Below are 17,977 nucleotides of genomic sequence, written 5' to 3' on the forward strand. Positions count from 1 at the left end.
AACAACGTTCGGATTAAAAAAGGACCGGCTGCGATCAGCCGGTCCTTTTTTGTGTTCAGTCGTTGAATTCATCGCTGACCGGCTCGGTCACCCGGACCGGGCGCTCCGAGGGGTCGCGGCCGACTTCGGCCTTCAGGCTGACAAGCTCGATGAAGTGGTCGGCCTGACGGCGCAGATCATCGGCGATCATCGGCGGCTGAGTCGACATGGTCGAAACGACGGAGACCTTGCGGCCCTTGCGCTGCAGCGCTTCCACCAGCGTGGTGAAGTCGCCGTCGCCGGAGAAGATCACCAGGTGATCGACTGTCTCGGACTGTTCCATCGCGTCGATGGCCAGCTCGATATCCATGTTGCCCTTGATTTTCCGGCGCCCGAGAGAATCGGTAAATTCCTTGGCCGGCTTTGTCACAACCTTGTAACCGTTATAGTCTAGCCAATCGATCAGCGGCCGGATCGATGAGTATTCCTGGTCTTCGATCAGTGCGGTGTAATAATACGCCCGAAGCAGATAGCCGCGCTTCTGGAAGGCTTTGAGAAGCTTGCGATAATCAATGTCGAAACCAAGGCTTTTCGACGCGGCGTACAAGTTGGCCCCATCGATGAAGAGCGCGATTTTTTCGCGTGGGTCGAACATCGTAATTCCTTTTTGTTGTCTTAATGTTTTTTGTTTTCAACCTTAGCGAGCGGAAACGTCCTCGGCGGCAGAACGTTCGAATACATTAAGATTTCATCATATTCCAGCTGTCTAAGCCAGCATTCGCTTTAGTCTAAGAAAATTCCGCTTGGAATAGCTATTTCTCGCAGTTTTTTGCTTAAAATATCAGATATCCAGCTTTGTTTAGATTTTTTTTCTGATGTGCGGGCTGGCGCGCTCTCCGCGCAAACGTCAATTTCTCCATGGCTCATCAGGGTTTAACGATATTCAATCATCATTTAGGCGGATGTCAAAGCCAATCGGTGGGGAGTGGTTACCCGCATAATCATTTTTGTCTCCAGCACTGCCGCAGACGGGAATTCCGGATATCTTTTTCCGCATTGCAGGAAAAACTTGAATTTATGCGGTTTTGATTGTATCGGGCAGGGTAATTCCTGAAATCGGAGCCGCGCATCCCGTCAAGCCGACGGCTGGGGCGGGTGCCGGTGTTGTTAATCAGCGCAGCAGCGGGCCGTCTCACGGCATCCATGGTTTCAGCTGCGCTCTTGAGATCCAAAGGACAGGCAATGGCCCGCGTCACCGTTGAAGATTGCATCGACAAAGTCGATAACCGTTTCGAGCTTGTGCTTCTGGCAAGCCATCGCGCCCGCCTGATCTCGCAGGGTGCTGCGATCACCATCGATCGCGACAACGACAAGAACCCGGTCGTGGCGCTGCGCGAAATCGCCGACGAAACCCTGTCGCCGGGCGACCTCAAGGAAGACCTGATCCACTCGCTGCAGAAGCATGTCGAAGTCGATGAGCCAGAGCCCGATCCGGCTTCGATGATCAGCGGCGACGCTGGCTCGGTGTTTGCCGATCAGTCGGGTGATGACGATCAGCCGGAGGTCGTGACCTTCGACCGCATGTCGGAAGAAGAGCTCTTGGCTGGTATCGAAGGCCTGGTTCCCCCGGAAAAAAGCGACGACTATTGAGCCAATGCGGTGTCCGGCCTTTCGGCCGGATGCGCTGCTCTGATGCAATACCGCGTTTTCGTTCGGAATTCTCGTGACACCGGTATTTGCAAAGCGGTGCGCCACTCCTATGATTGGCGCACTTTTTGTTTCCGGATATCTCCTGGAGTCCCTCGCGGATGATGCGCCAATACGAGCTCGTTGAGCGCGTTCAAAAATATAAGCCCGATGTAAACGAAGCACTTCTCAACAAGGCTTATGTTTACGCCATGCAGAAGCATGGCCAGCAGAAGCGGGCGAGCGGCGATCCCTACATCTCCCATCCTCTCGAAGTCGCAGCGATCCTCACCGAGATGCATCTCGATGAATCGACCATTGCGGTCGCACTGCTGCACGACACGATCGAGGACACGACGGCGACACGCGCCGAAATCGACGAACTCTTTGGTGAAGATATCGGCGCGCTGGTCGAAGGTCTTACCAAGATCAAGAAGCTCGATCTCGTGACAAAAAAAGCCAAGCAGGCGGAAAACCTGCGCAAGCTGCTTTTGGCGATTTCCGACGATGTGCGCGTTCTTCTCGTCAAGCTTGCCGATCGCCTGCACAACATGCGCACCCTCGACCATATGTCGGCGGAAAAGCGCGCGCGGATTTCCGAAGAAACGATGGATATCTATGCGCCGCTTGCTGGCCGCATGGGCATGCAGGATATGCGCGAGGAGCTTGAAAATCTCTCCTTCCGCCACATCAATCCGGAAGCCTTCGAGACGGTCACACGGCGCCTTGAGGAGCTTTCGACCCGCAATGAAGGCCTGATCAAGAAGATCGAGGCCGAGCTGGATGAGCTGCTTCAGGCCAGAGGCCTGACGGGGACGCAGGTCAAGGGGCGTCAGAAGAAGCCCTATTCGGTGTTCAAGAAGATGCAGTCGAAGTCGCTGTCGTTCGAGCAACTCTCGGACGTCTGGGGTTTTCGCATCATCGTCGCCGATATTCCGGATTGCTACCGCGCACTGGGCATCGTCCACACGCGCTGGCGCGTCGTGCCCGGCCGGTTCAAGGATTATATCTCGACTCCGAAGCAAAACGACTACCAGTCGATCCACACGACCATTGTCGGCCCGTCGCGCCAGCGCATCGAGCTGCAGATCCGCACCCGGTTGATGCACGAGATCGCCGAATATGGCATCGCTGCCCACACGCTCTACAAGGACAGTGTCGAGCCGGTTGGTGAGGTCAAGCTGTCGCCGAAATCGAACGCCTATTCCTGGCTGCGCCGCACGATCGAATCGCTGGCTGAAGGCGATAATCCGGAAGAGTTTCTTGAGCACACCAAGCTCGAACTGTTCCAGGATCAGGTCTTCTGCTTCACGCCGAAGGGCCAGCTGATTGCACTGCCGCGTGGCGCGACGCCGATCGACTTCGCCTATGCGGTACACACCAATATCGGCGATACCTGCGTCGGCGCCAAGATCAACGGCCGGATCATGCCGCTGGTGACAAGACTGAACAACGGCGACGAGGTCGAGATCGTTCGCTCCGGTATCCAGGTTCCGCCACCGGCCTGGGAAGAGATCGTCGTCACTGGCAAGGCCCGGGCTGCCATCCGCCGTGCCACCCGTGCAGCCGTCCGCAAACAGTATTCCGGCCTCGGTTACCGCATCCTCGAGCGCACATTCGAGCGGGCCGGCAAGCAGTTTACCCGCGAGGGCATGAAGCCAGTCCTGCACCGGCTTGGCCACAAGGAAATCGAAGATGCCATCGCCGCCGTCGGCCGCGGTGAGCTGTCGTCCCTCGATGTGCTGCGTGCTGTCTATCCCGATCATCAGGACGAGCGGGTCACGGTCAAGCCCAGTGACGATGGCTGGTTCAACATGCGCAGCGCCGCTGGCATGGTCTTCAAATTGCCCGGACGCCCGAAGGACATGTTCGACGCCCTGGACGGCGAGGGGCCGGAGGCTCTGCCGATCCGCGGGCTTTCCGGCAATGCCGAAGTGCATTTCAGCGCGTCCGGTGCTGTGCCCGGCGATCGTATCGTTGGAATCATGGAGAAGGACAAGGGGATCACCATCTATCCGATCCAGTCTCCGAGCCTGCAGAGGTTCGACGAGGAATCGGAGCGCTGGATCGATGTACGCTGGGATCTCGACGAAGCCAACAATACCCGCTTCATGGCGCGCATCCAGATCAATGCGCTCAACGAACCGGGAACGCTGGCCGAGATTGCCCAGGCGGTTGCCACCAGCGATATCAATATCCGCACCCTGTCGATGGGGCAGGTGGCTGCCGATTTCAGCGAGTTCCAGCTGGATATCGAGGTCTGGGACCTGCGTCAGCTCAATCACCTGATCACGCAGATCCGCGACCTACCAAGCGTTTCGACGGTCAAGCGCGTCTTCGAGTAATGCCGCCTTTGCGGCATTACTTTCTCCTCTTCGCACCGGATTGAAATCGGCGGCCGCCGCTGAGCCGCTTTCGCATGGTCGGCGTTGGCGGAAAGATCCTTTCTCCATTTCGCCATGATTGATGGCCATTCCGCATGGCTTGACGGCAATTGCACTTTGATTGTGCATTCTTTGCGGCGGAAACGTGCAGGTCATGCACCCCGTGCATGGCTGCCGCGTTTTTGTAGCTCTGGTGAAGGGCGCTTGGTTCCACTATCTTCAGCGTCGGGAGGTAAACGAAAGAAGGTTTACCATGTTTAAGCAACTGAAGAAGATCACCAACGCCCTGCGCGTACCGTCTGTCGCAGACCGCGAAATGAACTACCTCAATGGTTCACTCGACCGGATCGACCTGGAATACCGCCAGCGTCAGATCGACCGCGGCCTGTTCCGCAACTCGTTCTAAGTCATCGTCTTGTCCGGCTGCCTGCATCGTCAGGCTGCCGGGACCTATGCAAATAACGTATGGCGGATCCGCCCCCTGTGCATGATGCGCAGGCCCATTGGACCGCTACCGATACATGCCTATATCGGGCTGTTTGCACTCGCGGCGCTGGAAATGCGGATTTTCGCGCCGGTGCCATTGAACAGCCATATCCGCATCGTCTATCAGAGCATTATGTTGTTCAGACGCAAGAAGCCGGCCACCTGGTCGGGAAAGCTCCGTGAGTTCCTGTGGCCGCGAAAAGGTTTTTCGCGCGGGCTGCGTTATCTGTCGATGCGCGTGCTCAGGCTCTCGTCATCGCCCCATTCGATTGCGGTCGGCGTTGCTGCCGGTGCTGCCTCCTCGGCAACCCCGTTTGTCGGCTTTCACATCCTCATTGCCTTAGCATTCGCCTATCTCCTGTCCGGCAACATGATCGCCGCCGGCATCTCGACGGCGCTGGCCAATCCCCTGACCATTCCGTTCATTCTGGCGGCCACCTATGAGGTTGGCCTGATCATGCTGGGGACAGAGGGCAATGGCGCCATGGCCGGCCAGGATATCCTCCACATGCTGCGGCATCTTGAGTTCTCGCATCTGTGGGGCCCCGTGCTCAAGCCGATGCTGATTGGCTCGGTACCGCTTGCAGCCGTCAGCGGCGCCGTCTTTTATGTGGCGGCTTTCTACGCTGCGAGGCTCTTTCAGTCCCGCCGGCAAATCCGCCGTCAAAGCAAGTTGCGTGCGCGTGCCGTCGCGTGGGCCGATGATGTTTGATTTCTGACACATTTTTAACTTGGCAGACGGCGCACCGTTTGCTCTTGTTGCACTTTCACGAAGGTATTTTCATTTCGATGATTATCGGCATCGGCAGTGACCTGATCGACATCCGGCGTATCGCCAGTTCGCTGGAGCGTTTCGGCGAGCGTTTCAGTCATCGCTGTTTCACTGACATCGAGATTCGTAAATCGGAAGGCCGTAAGAACCGCGCCGAATCCTATGCCAAGCGGTTCGCCGCCAAGGAAGCCTGTTCCAAGGCGCTCGGCACCGGCCTGGCTCAGGGTGTGTTCTGGAAAGATATGGGCGTCGTCAATCTGCCGGGCGGCAAGCCGACCATGCAGCTGACCGGAGGCGCTGCCGAGCGGCTTGCCGAAATGCTGCCGGCCGGCCATCGCGGCGTCATTCACCTGACGATCACCGACGATTTTCCGCTGGCGCAGGCCTTCGTCATAATTGAGGCTCTGCCCGTTGCTCAAGATTGAGGAAGCGTTTAGAGCATGTCCAAATGAAACGGACCGTCAAATTGGACTTGCGTTCATTTGAAAGGACGGCGCCGCGCACGATATGCGTCAAGCAACCTCCAATTGAATGGCGAGATCAGGTACGGAACCGTAGCGAATAGATCCACACGGCTTTGAAGCCGGAGTGGTGATCAGATCAAGGAACAAGTGGCGTGGCAGAAAACATCGACAAGAAGCAGGGCGGCGGCCTTTGGGAGAACGTCAAGGTCATCATCCAGGCGCTTCTGCTCGCCGTGGTGATCCGCACGGTCTTCTTCCAGCCCTTCACCATTCCGTCCGGCTCGATGATGCCGACGCTGCTGGTCGGCGACTATATCTTCGTCAACAAGTTCGCCTATGGTTATTCGAAATACTCCCTGCCGTTCTCGCCCGACCTGTTTGAAGGCCGCATCTTCGCCAGCGAACCCAAGCGCGGCGATGTCGTCGTGTTCCGCTTCCCGCCGAACCCGGACATCGACTACATCAAGCGCCTGATCGGCTTGCCAGGTGACAAGGTCCAGGTTCGCGACAGCATCCTCTATGTCAACGACAAGGCCGTTCAGCGCGTTCCGGACGGCATGTTCCGGGCCGATGACCAGTATGACACTGGGGCGGACGTTCCGGTCTACCGCGAGACGCTCGACAACGGCGTCAATTTCGACACGCTCGACCAGTTTCCGGATTCGCGCGGCGACAACACCCGTGAGTTCCTCGTTCCCGAAGGCCATTATTTCATGATGGGCGATAACCGCGACAATTCGGCAGACAGCCGTTTCGACGTCGGCTTTGTTCCGGCACAGAACCTGATCGGCCGCGCCTCGATGATCTTCTTCTCGCTCGGCAACGACACATCGTTCCGCGAAATCTGGAAATGGCCGACCAATCTGCGTTACGACCGTCTGTTCAAGGGCGTCGAATGAGCAAGGGCCGTTCGCTGAACGCCGAGGACCGGCAGCGGCTTGAGGTTGCGATCGGCTACAGCTTTGCCCAGAAGGAACGGCTTGACCGGGCGCTGACCCATGCCAGCGCCCGCAACGCCAAGGGTTCCAACTATGAACGGCTCGAGTTTCTGGGTGACCGCGTGCTCGGGCTCTGCGTCGCCGAACTGCTGTTCGATACCTTCAAGGATGCCGACGAGGGCGAGCTTTCGGTTCGCCTGAACCAGCTTGTCAGCGCCGACAGCTGCGCGCTTGTTGCCGATTCCCTGTCCTTGCATCTGTTCATCCGCACCGGCGCCGATGTGAAAAAGCTCACCGGAAAATCGATGCTCAATGTCCGCGCCGATGTGGTAGAGTCGCTGATCGCGGCGATCTATCTCGACGGCGGGCTGGAGGCTGCGCGCGGCTTCATCCAGCGGAATTGGTCGTCGCGGGCAAGCCGGGTGGATGGTGCGCGGCGCGACGCCAAGACCGAATTGCAGGAATGGGCCCACGCCAAGTTCGGTGTGACGCCAAGCTACCGTATCGACGACCGCTCCGGCCCGGATCACGACCCGCGCTTCACGGTCACGGTCGATATAACCGGTATTGCTCCGGAAACGGGCATCGACCGGTCCAAGCGCGCCGCCGAACAGGTGGCCGCTACAAAGATTCTGGAACGCGAAGGCGTCTGGAAAAAAGCGACGGCGGCCTGATCTGTCCGGAGGCACGGTTCCTCCCGAAAGATCAGGCAATCCTTTGACAGACAATTGCGATCCAGCGCGCCGCAGCGGCGCCCGGTCGCCCAATCGGAAATTACGGACATCATGAGCGAAACAGAACCAACTGCAGTAGAAACCGAAAAGGGCCCGACCCGGTCCGGTTTCGTCGCCCTGATCGGCGCCACCAATGCCGGCAAGTCGACGCTGGTCAACAAGCTGGTCGGCGCCAAGGTGTCGATCGTCAGCCATAAGGTGCAGACGACCCGCGCCATCGTGCGCGGCATCGCCATCCACAAGAACGCCCAGATCGTCTTCATGGACACGCCCGGCATCTTCAAGCCGCGCCGCCGTCTCGACCGCGCCATGGTGACGACCGCCTGGGGCGGCGCCAAGGATGCCGATGCAATCATGATGCTGATCGACAGCGAACGCGGCCTGAGGGGTGATGCGGAAACCATTCTTGAGGGTTTGAAGCATGTCGAACAGCCGAAGATGCTGGTTCTGAACAAGATCGACCAGGTCGAGCGTGAAGATCTTCTGAAGCTGGCGACCGCCGCCAACGAATTCGTCGATTTCGAACGCACCTTCATGATCTCGGCGCTGACCGGCTCCGGCTGCGACGACGTGCTCGACTATCTCGCCATGAAGCTGCCGGAAGGTCCCTGGTACTATCCGGAAGACCAGATTTCCGATCTGCCGATGCGCCAGCTTGCCGCCGAAATCACCCGCGAAAAGCTGTTCCTGCGCCTGCATCAGGAATTGCCCTATTCGTCGCATGTCGAGACGGAAAAGTGGGAAGAGCGCAAGGACGGCTCGGTGCGCATCGAGCAGGTCATCTATGTCGAGCGCGACAGCCAGAAGAAGATCGCACTTGGCAAAAATGGCGACGCGATCAAGGCGATCTCCATGGCGTCCCGCAAGGAGCTCTCCGAAATTCTCGAACAGCCTGTCCACCTGTTCCTGTTCGTCAAGGTTCGCGAAAACTGGGGTGACGACCCGGAGCGCTTCCGCGAGATGGGCCTGGACTTCCCGAAGTAATTTTGACCGCAGCAAACCCTGCCGGCGCCTTCGTCAGCAGGGTTTTGCCGCCTCTGGCACTGGCTGCGGCCAGCGGCCGATCGCCGTGAACGCCACGACCGCGCCGGCTCCGAGAACCACAACGGACGTTAATGCGACCCACGCACCGCCCTGTTCGATGAGCACGGCAAACACGAAAGGGGCAGCGGCCGAGACTGCCAGCCGTACGGCGGCCAGCTTTCCCAGCATTTCGCCATAGCCCGAAGCGCCGAAGAGAAACAACGGCAGCGATCCCTGCACGATGCTGGCAAGGCCCGAGCCAAGGCCGACGAACAGGGCAAACAGGACCGCACCGGCAATCCAGTCGCCGGATATGATCAGCACTGACGCGCCGCAGATGATGAACACCGCCGAAAGAATGGCGAGCGTCAGCGGTGAAATATTTCTCCCCACCAGCATGTTGGTGAAGCGACTGAGCACTTGTGCAGGTCCGAACAGGGTTCCGACGAGAACCGCGCTTGCGCCAAGCCCGACCGCCCCGAGCAGGGGCACCATATGAAACAGCAATGAAGCGAGCGCAAATCCTTGCAGCGCAAACCCTGTGGCCGTCAGCAGGAAGGCGCGACGCCGGTGTTCCGCGATCACGGTGCCACCTGCGACCTTGGTATGCGCAGGCTGATTTGCCGATTCGGCAGGGGCAGCCTGTCGCGCAAGCCAGGTGATCCAGAGATGCACCGGCAGGCAGACGGCCAAATTGAGTGCCGCGAAGATCAGATAAATCGCACGCCACGAAAGGTGTTCATGTAGCTCGACCGTGGCCGGCCAGAAGATGGTCGAGGCAAAGCCGGCAATCAGCGTCAGGTGCGTGATGCTGCGCTGGGCGTTGCCGGGAATGATCTGCACCAGCGTTGCGAAGGCAGCGTTGTAGAGCACCAGCGCCGAGACGATCTCGATCGCGACGATGCCGGCGACATAGGCCACCGGATTGAAAGCAGAGGCGCAGAAGATCAGGATGACGGTAGCGGCAGCCGAGCCGATCGCCATGATCCGGCTTGCTCCATAGCGGTCCATCCATCGCCCGACACGCGGTGCGACAAGACCACCCGCCAGAAGGGAAGCGGAGAAGATGCCAAAGATGACTTCCACCGGCCAGCCGAAGTCCGCCGCCATGTCCGGTGCCAAAATGCTGAAGCTATAGTAGAGCGTCCCATAACCGATGATTTGCGTCAGCCCGAGGCCGAAAATCAGAAACAGACGGTGGCGCGGCGAGGGCATGGTCATATGCTCTTCAGCCCGACGCGTTGTTCTAGTTTTGCCGCATCCTCCTTGCGTTCACTATAGCGGTCGGTGAGATAGCCTGAGACATCGCGCGTCAAAAGCGTGAACTTTATCAATTCCTCCATCACATCGACCACGCGGTCGTAATAGGCTGACGGTTTCATCCGGCCGTTGGTGTCGAATTCCTGATAGGCCTTGGCGACGGAGGACTGGTTGGCGATGGTGATCATCCGCATCCAGCGGCCGAGAATGCGCATCTGGTTGAGCGCGTTGAAGCTCTGCGAGCCGCCCGAGACCTGCATGATCGCCAGCGTCCGGCCTTGCGTCGGCCGCACCGACCCGACCGAAAGCGGTATCCAGTCGATCTGCGCCTTCATGATGCCGCTCATGGCGCCGTGCCGTTCCGGGCTTACCCAGACCTGGCCTTCCGACCACAGGGACAGCTCCCGCAATTCCTGCACCTTCGGATGGCTGGCCGGTGCTGCGTCGGGAAGGGGCAGGCCGTCCGGATTGAAGAACCTCACCTGCGCACCGGAATGCGTCAGCAAACGGCCGGCCTCTTCGGCAAGCAGGCGGCTGTAGGAAACGCTGCGGAGCGAGCCGTAAAGAATGAGAATGCGGGGCGGGTGGCTGGAGAACGGCGCGCGTAGCGCATCGATGTCCGGTTGGCGAAGATGGTTGAGGCTGGCTGCAGGCAGATCAGACAAGACGCTTGCCCTCGGCATCAAGTACCTGTTCGCCGTCTTCCTTTGCAAATGCACCCTTGTGTGTTTCCGGTAGGATGTCGAGCACGACTTCGGAGGGCCGGCAGAGCCGCGTGCCGATCGGCGTGATCACGAACGGCCGGTTGATGAGGATCGGGTGCTCCAGCATGGCGTCCAGAAGCTGATCGTCGCTGAGCGCCGGATCGGCAAGGCCGAGCGCGTTGAACGGCGTACCTTTTTCACGGATCGCCTCGCGGACGCTAAGGCCCGCATCCGTAATCATCGCCTTGAGCTGATCCCGGCTTGGCGGGTTTTGCAGATAGTCGATCACGGATGGTTCGATCCCGGCATTGCGGATCATCGCCAGCGTGTTGCGGGACGTGCCGCAATCGGGGTTGTGATAGATGGTGGTGGTCATGCTTAAATCCTGTTGGTTTCAGTCGGCTTGTCGATGGGGAGACCGCGCTCGTACCAATCCCGGCTTCGGTTCACGATCCATACGACTGAAAGCATCACCGGCACTTCGATAAGGACGCCCACGACCGTGGCAAGGGCGGCCCCGGAGTGAAACCCGAAGAGGCTGATCGCGGCAGCGACCGCCAACTCGAAGAAGTTCGATGCACCGATCAAGGCGGACGGTCCGGCAACACAATGCTGTTCGCCTGCCATGCGGTTGAGCAGATAGGCGAGCCCGGAGTTGAAATAAACCTGAATGAGGATCGGTACCGCAAGCAACGCGATGACTGTCGGCTGTGCAATGATCTGTTCGCCCTGGAAGCCAAAAAGGAGGACTAGGGTTGTCAGAAGCGCGAGCAGAGACAAGGGCTGTAGTTTGGCCAGCAATCGGCCGAGCGATCCGGAGCTGTTCAAAAGCCGCCGACGGAGCAGTTGCGCAGCCACTACCGGCAGGATGATGTAAAGGCCGACCGATAGCATGAGCGTATCCCAGGGGACTGTGATCGCCGACAGCCCGAGCAGAAGAGCGACGATGGGAGCAAATGCCACGATCATGATCGCGTCGTTGAGGGCGACCTGCGACAGGGTGAAATGCGGCTCGCCCTTGGTCAGGTTTGACCAGACGAAGACCATGGCAGTGCAGGGGGCCGCGGCAAGAATGATCAAGCCGGCAATGTAGGAATCGATCTGCGTCTCGGGTAGCATCGGCCGGAACAGCCAGCCGATAAAAAGCCATCCGAGAAGCGCCATCGAAAATGGCTTGACTGCCCAATTGATGAAAAGCGTGACGCCGATACCGCGCCAGAACTGACCGACATGGCCAAGTGCTGCAAAATCGATGCGCAAGAGCATCGGAATGATCATCAGCCAGATCAGCACCGCAACGGGTATGTTGACCCGGGCGATTTCGGCTGCACCGATCACCTGAAACAGGCCAGGCATGATGTAGCCCAGAGTGATGCCGGCGATGATGCAGAGAAAGACCCAGATTGTCAGGTAACGTTCAAATGTTGACATGATTCAGGCCACATCCGTTTTGCTATGGTTTGCGCCCTCCATCGCGCCGATCTGGCGCAGATGCGTTTCCATCGCCAGTTTGTCGATGGAGGCGTGTGGTAGGCTGATAAACGCCGTGATCCGGTTTTTCAGGAACCGTGCTGCCTGCGAGAAAGCCCGCTCTTTCTCGAATTCGCTGCCTTCCACGGCTGCCGGGTCTTCGACGCCCCAATGGGCCGTCATCGGATGACCGATCCAGACGGGGCAGGCCTCGCCAGCCGCATTGTCGCAAACCGTGAAGATGAAATCCATCTGCGGTGCACCGCCGACCGCAAACACGTCCCAGCTCTTGGAGCTGAAGCCGGCTGCCGGACAGCCGAGCGCCTCCAATTCCCTCAAAGCGAGGGGATGAACGGTGCCTTTGGGATCGCTGCCCGCCGAATGAGCGACGAAACGGCCTTTTCCTTCGGCGTTCAGGATGGATTCGGCGAGAATTGAGCGGGCTGAATTTCCCGTGCACAGAAAGAGCACGTTGTAGATACGATCAGGCATGGCCTTTTTCCTTCGGCGCGCAGCAGGGAACGAGGTCGGCGATCAGCGGTGCGCAGAGATCGGGATGGCCGGCGCAGCAGTCTTTGACGAGGAACGTCACCACTTGGCGTAGGCTGTCGAGGCTGGCGCGGTAGACGATGGACCGGCTTTGCCGCTCCGCCGTGATCAGGTCCGCCCGCAGCAAGGTCGCCAGATGGGTCGACATCGTGTTGTGGGGGACGCCCAGCAGCCGGGCGATTTCACCGGCGGGCAACCCGTCGGGTTCGTGGGTGACGAGCAGCCGGAAGGCATCCAGCCGTGTGGTCTGGGCGAGGGCGGCAAAGGCATTGACGGTGTTTGTAATGTCCATATGTCGAGACTTATCGACATAATTACATTCCGTCAATATGGAGATCGCACTGGCGGACAAAGCCGGATCATCGAACAGTCTGTCAAAAAACCGCTGGCTTGCCCGCTGCGCGTGCGCATGAGATTTGAAAGGGGGATGATGGCCCGGTGGTTCCGGGCCTAGATGAGGACAGTGACGATGCCGCAGCTGGTCGATGGAAAATGGGAAACCGGCGATGTCGCCGCCAGCGAAATGAAGAACGGCGCCTTTCACCGCGAGCCGACCAGCTTTCGCAACTGGATCACGGCGGATGGATCGCCGGGACCGGACGGGCAGGCGGCACTTCCAGCCGAGGCCGGCCGCTATCAGCTGTTCGTCGCCTTCATCTGCCCCTGGGCCTCGCGCACCTTGATGATGCGCAATCTGAAAGGCCTGCAGGATATCATTTCCGTGTCGATCTCCGAGCCGGAGCTGGGCGAAAACGGCTGGACCTATGCCGAGCCGCAGGATGCCGGTCCGCACGTCGGCAAAATCCGCTACCAGCACGAACTCTACACGGCGTCCGACCCGCACTATACCGGCAAGGTTTCCGTGCCGGTTCTCTGGGACCGCAAGGAGGGCCGCATCGTCAATAACGAGTCCGCCGATATCATCCGCATCCTCAATACCGCCTTCAATCACCTGACCGGCGACACGCAGGATTTCTATCCGGAACGTTCGCGCCCGGACATCGACCGCTGGAATGCGCCAATCTATGAGCGGGTCAACAACGGCGTCTACCGCGCCGGCTTTGCCAAGACGCAAGGCGCTTACGCGGATGCCGTCACCGTCCTTTTCGACATGCTGGATACGCTGGACGCACATCTGTCCGCCAATCGCTATATCGCGGGGACCTCGTTCACCGAGGCCGATATCCGCCTGTTCGTCACGCTGATCCGCTTCGATGCCGCCTATCACGGCGCCTTCAAATGCAATCTGCGGCGGCTGGAGGACTATCCCAACCTGTCGAACTACCTGCGTGAAATTTATCAATGGCCAGGTATTCGCGAGACGGCCCGGATCGATCATATCAAACGCGGTTACTATTCCATCGCCCATATCAACCCGACGGGGATCGTTCCGCTTGGTCCGCTGCTCGATCTCGATCGTCCGCATGATCGCGCAAGGCTTGCAGGCAAGGGCGTTGCGGCGGCCTGACCATCCGATTTGATAAGTAAATAAATCCTTGAGGGACCCGCCAAGCTATTGCGGATTGGCGAAACACGATTACTTTAACGGGTGTTCTGATGGATAGAGGTCCCTGACCGGGGCGCCCAGACGATCTGTCCGGTAGCCGGACGGCAACCAGTCACACGATGTTGCCGCCTACCTCCCGAACGACGCCGATGGCGCTCCTGCTGCGGTTCTTCTCGTTTCCCGAACGTCCGGCAAAGACAAGGCCGGCGGCACGCGACCATTCACCGGAATGCTTTGCATCTGTGGTGAGGTCCGGAATGAACACGACATTTCTGAGAATTTTCCGCCGGCTGGTTCAAAAAGGCAATCTGACACTCATCCTCTCGTCGGGAGAGCGCGCTATTCTCGGAGACGGCTTCGGCATTCCGGTGACCGTACGGACGCTGGATGAGGACGCCGAAAAGGCGATCCTGCGCGATCCGGGCCTGCGGTTCGGGGAAATGTATGTCGAGGGCCGCATCGTTATCGACGAGGGCAACATTTTCGATCTTCTATCGATGGTGAAGGCCAACGGTATGGAGAGGGCGGCAACGATCAGCAACACGGCGACGGCGCTGCTGCATGTGGCCGAGCAGCAGATCAAAAGCCGCCTGCCGGTCAATCGCAACAGGCACAATGTCGCCCATCATTATGATCTCGACGGCAAGCTGTTCGACCTGTTCCTCGATCAGGACTGGCAATATTCCTGCGCCTATTTCGATCCGCCCGGCATCAGCCTCGACGAAGCGCAAACGGCGAAGAAGCGCCATATCGCCGCCAAGCTTTTGCTGGAACCGGGCCAGTCTGTACTCGAGGTCGGTTCCGGCTGGGGCGGCATGGTTATGTATCTGGCGGAGTCGTCCGGCGTCGATGTCACGGGCATTACGCTCAGCGAAGAGCAGCTGAAAGTATCGCGCAGCCGGGCGCAAAAGCGCGGGCTTGCGGATCGTGTCCGGTTCGAGCTGCAGGATTACCGGACGATGACCGATCGCCAGTTCGACCGTATCGTTTCGGTCGGCATGTTCGAGCATGTCGGCATGGCCAACTACGGCAATTTCTTCACCAAGATGGCCGGTCTTCTCGCTCCAGATGGCGTCATGGTGCTGCATTCGATCGGCCAGGCGGAAAAGCCCTGGGCGACCAATCCCTGGATCGAGAAATACATTTTCCCTGGCGGTTACATGCCGGCGCTGTCCGAGGTGGTACCGGCGATCGAGAAGGCCCGGCTGGTGATCCGTGATATCGAGATATTGCCGATGCACTATGCCCACACGTTGCGGGCCTGGCGCGAACGGTTTACCGCCCGCAAGGAGGAAGCGATCCGGCTCTATGACGAGCGGTTCTTCCGCATGTGGGAGTTCTATCTGGCCTCGTCGGAAACGGCCTTCCTCTACGACAAGCTGTCGATTTTCCAGATCCAGCTGTCGCACCAACTGGAGGCGGTGCCCTACACACGCACCTATATCGGCGAGCGTGAGGCACGCTTGCGCGCGTTCGAGAAGACCCGCGCACCACTGGAGCCGGTGGAATTCTAGGCCATCCGCAGGCACTCTACCGGCATCCATCTGTGGACGCCCCGAGGCGAGGGAGTGCCTTCACTTGGCCTTGATGGCATGTGCATCTATGCTCCCAGCCAAATCAGCGCAAACCACGGAATGCCATGTCCCTGCCATCAAAGTCCATCGCCGTCCTCATCGCCCAGGAAATCAAGGCAACGCCCGCACAGGCGATATCAGCCATCGCGCTTCTGGACGAGGGCGCGACCGTTCCCTTCATCGCACGCTACCGCAAGGAAGTGACCGGCGGTCTGGATGACACGCAGCTGCGCAATCTTGCCGAACGGCTGGTCTATCTGCGTGAACTCGAGGCGCGCCGGACATCCATTCTCGATTCGATCCGCAGCCAGGACAAGTTAACGGCAGAACTGGAAACCAAGATCGCCGGCGTCACCACCAAGGCGGAACTGGAAGACATCTATCTGCCCTATAAGCCCAAGCGCCGCACCAAGGCCGAGATCGCCCGCGAACGGGGCCTGGGTCCGCTTGCGGAAGCAATTCTGGCCGACCGGACCGTTGCGCCGGCTGACCGCGCCAGCGCCTATATCACTGCCGATGTGCCGGATGTGAAGACTGCGCTCGATGGCGCCCGCGACATTATCGCCGAAGGCATCAGCGAAAATGCCGATCTGCTCGGCCGCTTGCGCGCCCATATGCGCCAGGTCGCCTTGATGCGCTCCAAGGTCGTCGAGGGCAAGCAGGAAGCCGGCGCCAAGTTTTCGGATTATTTCGATCATTCGGAAAAGTGGGCAACCGTTGCCGGTCACCGGGCGCTGGCCATGCTGCGCGGCTGGAACGAGGAGTTTCTCTCCGTCGATATCGTCGTCGATCTCGACGACACGTCGCCGGTCAAGCCGGTGGAGCGCACCATCGCTGCCGTTTACAGGGTCGGCGGCACATTGGCGGGCGACAAGTGGTTGATGGAGATGATCGGCTGGACCTGGCGCGTCAAGCTCTCCATGTCGCTTTCGCTCGACCTGATGCGCGAATTGCGCGAACGCGCAGAAGAAGAAGCGATCCACGTTTTCGCCCGCAATCTCAAGGACCTTTTGCTTGCGGCCCCCGCCGGTTCGCGTGCCACGATGGGCCTCGATCCGGGCATCCGCACTGGCGTCAAGGTGGCCATTGTCGATGGCACCGGCAAGCTGCTCGAGACCACCACCGTCTATCCGTTTCCGCCGAAGAACGACATTCGCGGCACACAGGCGGAGCTTGCCAGCCTCGTGCGCAAGCACAAGATCGAGCTGATCGCCATCGGCAACGGCACCGGCAGCCGCGAAACCGAGCGCCTGGTCACCGACATGCTGACCCAACTGCCGGCAGGCCCCAAGCCCACCAAGGTCATCGTCTCGGAAGCAGGCGCATCGGTCTATTCCGCATCACAGGCCGCAGCCGATGAATTCCCCGGCCTCGACGTGTCGTTGCGCGGCGCGGTCTCTATCGCCCGCCGCCTCCAGGATCCGCTGGCCGAACTGGTGAAGATCGAGCCGAAATCGATCGGCGTTGGCCAGTATCAGCACGATGTCGATCAGGGCCGTCTCAACCGTTCCCTCGAAGCGGTCGTCGAAGATGCGGTGAATGCGGTTGGTGTCGATCTCAACACTGCATCGGCGCCGTTGCTCGCCCGCGTCTCCGGTCTTGGCAAATCGTCCGCCGAAGCCATTGTCGCTCACCGCGATGCGACCGGCGCCTTTACCAGCCGCAAGGAACTGATGAAGGTGCCGCGCCTTGGCGCCCGCACCTTCGAACAATGCGCCGGCTTCCTGCGCATCCGCGATGGCAAGGAGCCGCTCGATGCCTCCTCGGTGCATCCGGAAGCTTATGGCGTCGCCAAGAAGATCGTTGCCGCCTGCGGCCGCGACCTGCGCGCCATTATGGGTGATAGCGCCGCGCTGAAGCAGCTTGACCCGAAAACCTTCGTCGATGAGCGTTTCGGCCTGCCGACGGTCAAGGACATTTTTGCCGAACTCGAAAAGCCCGGCCGCGACCCGCGCCCGAGCTTCAAGACGGCGACCTTTGCCGATGGTGTCGATGACATCAAGGACCTGAAGCCAGGCATGCTGCTCGAAGGCACCGTCACCAATGTCGCAGCCTTCGGCGCCTTCGTCGATATCGGCGTGCATCAGGATGGGCTCGTGCATGTCTCACAGCTCGCTGACCGCTTCGTCAAGGATCCACACGAGGTGGTGAAAGCCGGTGATGTCGTGCAGGTGCGCGTCACCGAGGTCGATATTCCCCGCAAGCGTATCGCGCTCACCATGCGCAAGGACGGTGCCGCAGAGTCAGGCGCTAACGAGATGAAGAGCGATCCGAAGGCCGCCCATCAGGCCCGCCAGACCCTGGCCCGCGCCCAGCAGCAAAAGCCGCAGGCACCGTCGCAAGGCGCATTTGGCGCGGCACTCGCCGAGGCGATGAAACGGAAATAGGATTGTGAGAATTGGGAGATCCGGTTGCCGGCACCGTCGGCTATCGGGCTCTATCCTGAT

The 17,977-nt window shown here is 59.6% G+C and carries 19 protein-coding genes; 11 read left to right on the forward strand and 8 right to left on the reverse strand.

Going from position 1 to position 17,977, the window contains the following annotated elements:
• Window positions 1-55: 55 nt before the first annotated feature.
• A complete protein-coding gene (locus ACQY8Q_RS19325; protein WP_428428048.1) occupies window positions 56-634 on the reverse strand; it encodes an NYN domain-containing protein in 579 nt (192 codons plus the stop codon).
• A gap of 587 nt (window positions 635-1,221) precedes the next feature.
• Between ACQY8Q_RS19325 and rpoZ the strand changes: the two genes are divergently transcribed.
• The 8 genes from rpoZ to era all read left to right on the forward strand — a co-directional run bounded on the left by rpoZ (window position 1,222) and on the right by era (window position 8,427).
• Window positions 1,222-1,629 (forward strand): DNA-directed RNA polymerase subunit omega, encoded by a 408-nt coding sequence (gene rpoZ, locus ACQY8Q_RS19330; RefSeq protein WP_428428049.1) that lies wholly within the window; start codon window positions 1,222-1,224, stop codon window positions 1,627-1,629.
• 158 nt (window positions 1,630-1,787) lie between these two features.
• Window positions 1,788-4,010 (forward strand): RelA/SpoT family protein, encoded by a 2,223-nt coding sequence (locus tag ACQY8Q_RS19335; RefSeq protein ID WP_428428050.1) that lies wholly within the window; start codon window positions 1,788-1,790, stop codon window positions 4,008-4,010.
• A 292-nt stretch (window positions 4,011-4,302) separates the two neighbouring features.
• The gene (locus ACQY8Q_RS19340) at window positions 4,303-4,455 is read left to right on the forward strand and encodes a DUF3563 domain-containing protein (protein WP_428428051.1); all 153 of its coding nucleotides are present in this window, start codon (window positions 4,303-4,305) and stop codon (window positions 4,453-4,455) included.
• Between the two features lie 81 nt (window positions 4,456-4,536).
• Window positions 4,537-5,247, forward strand: a complete 711-nt coding sequence (locus ACQY8Q_RS19345) for a DUF2062 domain-containing protein (RefSeq protein WP_428428052.1) — start codon at window positions 4,537-4,539, stop codon at window positions 5,245-5,247.
• Between the two features lie 77 nt (window positions 5,248-5,324).
• Complete coding sequence (gene acpS / locus ACQY8Q_RS19350) at window positions 5,325-5,732, forward strand: holo-ACP synthase (protein WP_113313566.1); 408 nt, start codon at window positions 5,325-5,327, stop codon at window positions 5,730-5,732.
• A gap of 203 nt (window positions 5,733-5,935) precedes the next feature.
• Entirely contained in the window at window positions 5,936-6,670 is a 735-nt protein-coding gene (lepB, locus tag ACQY8Q_RS19355) for a signal peptidase I (protein ID WP_428429822.1), read from the forward strand.
• The gene (gene rnc / locus ACQY8Q_RS19360; RefSeq protein WP_428428053.1) at window positions 6,667-7,383 is read left to right on the forward strand and encodes a ribonuclease III; all 717 of its coding nucleotides are present in this window, start codon (window positions 6,667-6,669) and stop codon (window positions 7,381-7,383) included. The genes lepB and rnc overlap by 4 nt, the downstream gene beginning before the upstream one ends.
• A 111-nt stretch (window positions 7,384-7,494) precedes the next feature.
• A complete protein-coding gene (gene era / locus ACQY8Q_RS19365) occupies window positions 7,495-8,427 on the forward strand; it encodes a GTPase Era (RefSeq protein ID WP_428428054.1) in 933 nt (310 codons plus the stop codon).
• Between the two features lie 33 nt (window positions 8,428-8,460).
• Here era and arsK read toward each other — a convergent pair whose 3' ends face one another.
• Genes arsK through ACQY8Q_RS19395 form a run of 6 tightly spaced genes read right to left on the reverse strand, consistent with a single transcriptional unit; the run spans window position 8,461 to window position 12,741 of the window.
• The gene (gene arsK / locus ACQY8Q_RS19370; RefSeq protein WP_428428055.1) at window positions 8,461-9,687 is read right to left on the reverse strand and encodes an arsenite efflux MFS transporter ArsK; all 1,227 of its coding nucleotides are present in this window, start codon (window positions 9,685-9,687) and stop codon (window positions 8,461-8,463) included.
• Window positions 9,684-10,409 carry an arsenical resistance protein ArsH gene (gene arsH / locus ACQY8Q_RS19375; RefSeq protein WP_428428056.1) on the reverse strand — a complete coding sequence of 242 codons (726 nt, stop codon included), beginning with the start codon at window positions 10,407-10,409 and terminating at the stop codon, window positions 9,684-9,686. The genes arsK and arsH overlap by 4 nt, the downstream gene beginning before the upstream one ends.
• Entirely contained in the window at window positions 10,384-10,806 is a 423-nt protein-coding gene (arsC, locus tag ACQY8Q_RS19380; protein ID WP_428428057.1) for an arsenate reductase (glutaredoxin), read from the reverse strand. The genes arsH and arsC overlap by 26 nt, the downstream gene beginning before the upstream one ends.
• Before the next feature lie 2 nt (window positions 10,807-10,808).
• Window positions 10,809-11,861 carry an ACR3 family arsenite efflux transporter gene (gene arsB / locus ACQY8Q_RS19385; protein WP_428428058.1) on the reverse strand — a complete coding sequence of 351 codons (1,053 nt, stop codon included), beginning with the start codon at window positions 11,859-11,861 and terminating at the stop codon, window positions 10,809-10,811.
• 3 nt (window positions 11,862-11,864) lie between these two features.
• A complete protein-coding gene (locus ACQY8Q_RS19390) occupies window positions 11,865-12,392 on the reverse strand; it encodes an arsenate reductase ArsC (RefSeq protein ID WP_428428059.1) in 528 nt (175 codons plus the stop codon).
• Window positions 12,385-12,741 (reverse strand): ArsR/SmtB family transcription factor, encoded by a 357-nt coding sequence (locus tag ACQY8Q_RS19395; RefSeq protein ID WP_428428060.1) that lies wholly within the window; start codon window positions 12,739-12,741, stop codon window positions 12,385-12,387. Before ACQY8Q_RS19395 ends, ACQY8Q_RS19390 begins: the two co-directional genes overlap by 8 nt.
• Before the next feature lie 177 nt (window positions 12,742-12,918).
• Here ACQY8Q_RS19395 and ACQY8Q_RS19400 point away from each other — a divergent pair, with 177 nt between their 5' ends.
• Window positions 12,919-13,917, forward strand: coding sequence for a glutathione S-transferase family protein (locus tag ACQY8Q_RS19400; protein WP_428428061.1), 999 nt, complete (start codon window positions 12,919-12,921; stop codon window positions 13,915-13,917).
• A gap of 151 nt (window positions 13,918-14,068) precedes the next feature.
• Here the strand turns inward: ACQY8Q_RS19400 and ACQY8Q_RS19405 are convergent, their stop codons facing one another.
• Complete coding sequence (locus tag ACQY8Q_RS19405; protein ID WP_428428062.1) at window positions 14,069-14,221, reverse strand: hypothetical protein; 153 nt, start codon at window positions 14,219-14,221, stop codon at window positions 14,069-14,071.
• On the opposite strand from ACQY8Q_RS19405, the gene ACQY8Q_RS19410 reads away from it, so the two are divergent.
• Complete coding sequence (locus ACQY8Q_RS19410; RefSeq protein WP_428428063.1) at window positions 14,214-15,470, forward strand: class I SAM-dependent methyltransferase; 1,257 nt, start codon at window positions 14,214-14,216, stop codon at window positions 15,468-15,470. The two genes, ACQY8Q_RS19405 and ACQY8Q_RS19410, sit on opposite strands and share 8 nt — an antisense overlap.
• A gap of 125 nt (window positions 15,471-15,595) precedes the next feature.
• Window positions 15,596-17,917, forward strand: a complete 2,322-nt coding sequence (locus ACQY8Q_RS19415) for a Tex family protein (RefSeq protein WP_428428064.1) — start codon at window positions 15,596-15,598, stop codon at window positions 17,915-17,917.
• The last annotated feature ends 60 nt before the right edge of the window (window positions 17,918-17,977 follow it).

Origin of the sequence: Pararhizobium sp. (genome assembly GCF_965279435.1) — a bacterium.
Taxonomy (GTDB): Bacteria; Pseudomonadota; Alphaproteobacteria; order Rhizobiales; family Rhizobiaceae; genus Pararhizobium.

Coding starts and splice junctions, on each gene's coding strand:
- ACQY8Q_RS19325 (WP_428428048.1), bottom strand. CDS start 634: ATGTTCGACCCACGCGAAAAAATCGCGCTCTTCATCGATGGGGCCAAC.
- rpoZ (WP_428428049.1), top strand. CDS start 1,222: ATGGCCCGCGTCACCGTTGAAGATTGCATCGACAAAGTCGATAACCGT.
- ACQY8Q_RS19335 (WP_428428050.1), top strand. CDS start 1,788: ATGATGCGCCAATACGAGCTCGTTGAGCGCGTTCAAAAATATAAGCCC.
- ACQY8Q_RS19340 (WP_428428051.1), top strand. CDS start 4,303: ATGTTTAAGCAACTGAAGAAGATCACCAACGCCCTGCGCGTACCGTCT.
- ACQY8Q_RS19345 (WP_428428052.1), top strand. CDS start 4,537: ATGATGCGCAGGCCCATTGGACCGCTACCGATACATGCCTATATCGGG.
- acpS (WP_113313566.1), top strand. CDS start 5,325: ATGATTATCGGCATCGGCAGTGACCTGATCGACATCCGGCGTATCGCC.
- rnc (WP_428428053.1), top strand. CDS start 6,667: ATGAGCAAGGGCCGTTCGCTGAACGCCGAGGACCGGCAGCGGCTTGAG.
- era (WP_428428054.1), top strand. CDS start 7,495: ATGAGCGAAACAGAACCAACTGCAGTAGAAACCGAAAAGGGCCCGACC.
- arsK (WP_428428055.1), bottom strand. CDS start 9,687: ATGACCATGCCCTCGCCGCGCCACCGTCTGTTTCTGATTTTCGGCCTC.
- arsH (WP_428428056.1), bottom strand. CDS start 10,409: ATGCCGAGGGCAAGCGTCTTGTCTGATCTGCCTGCAGCCAGCCTCAAC.
- arsC (WP_428428057.1), bottom strand. CDS start 10,806: ATGACCACCACCATCTATCACAACCCCGATTGCGGCACGTCCCGCAAC.
- arsB (WP_428428058.1), bottom strand. CDS start 11,861: ATGTCAACATTTGAACGTTACCTGACAATCTGGGTCTTTCTCTGCATC.
- ACQY8Q_RS19390 (WP_428428059.1), bottom strand. CDS start 12,392: ATGCCTGATCGTATCTACAACGTGCTCTTTCTGTGCACGGGAAATTCA.
- ACQY8Q_RS19395 (WP_428428060.1), bottom strand. CDS start 12,741: ATGGACATTACAAACACCGTCAATGCCTTTGCCGCCCTCGCCCAGACC.
- ACQY8Q_RS19400 (WP_428428061.1), top strand. CDS start 12,919: ATGCCGCAGCTGGTCGATGGAAAATGGGAAACCGGCGATGTCGCCGCC.
- ACQY8Q_RS19410 (WP_428428063.1), top strand. CDS start 14,214: ATGAACACGACATTTCTGAGAATTTTCCGCCGGCTGGTTCAAAAAGGC.
- ACQY8Q_RS19415 (WP_428428064.1), top strand. CDS start 15,596: ATGTCCCTGCCATCAAAGTCCATCGCCGTCCTCATCGCCCAGGAAATC.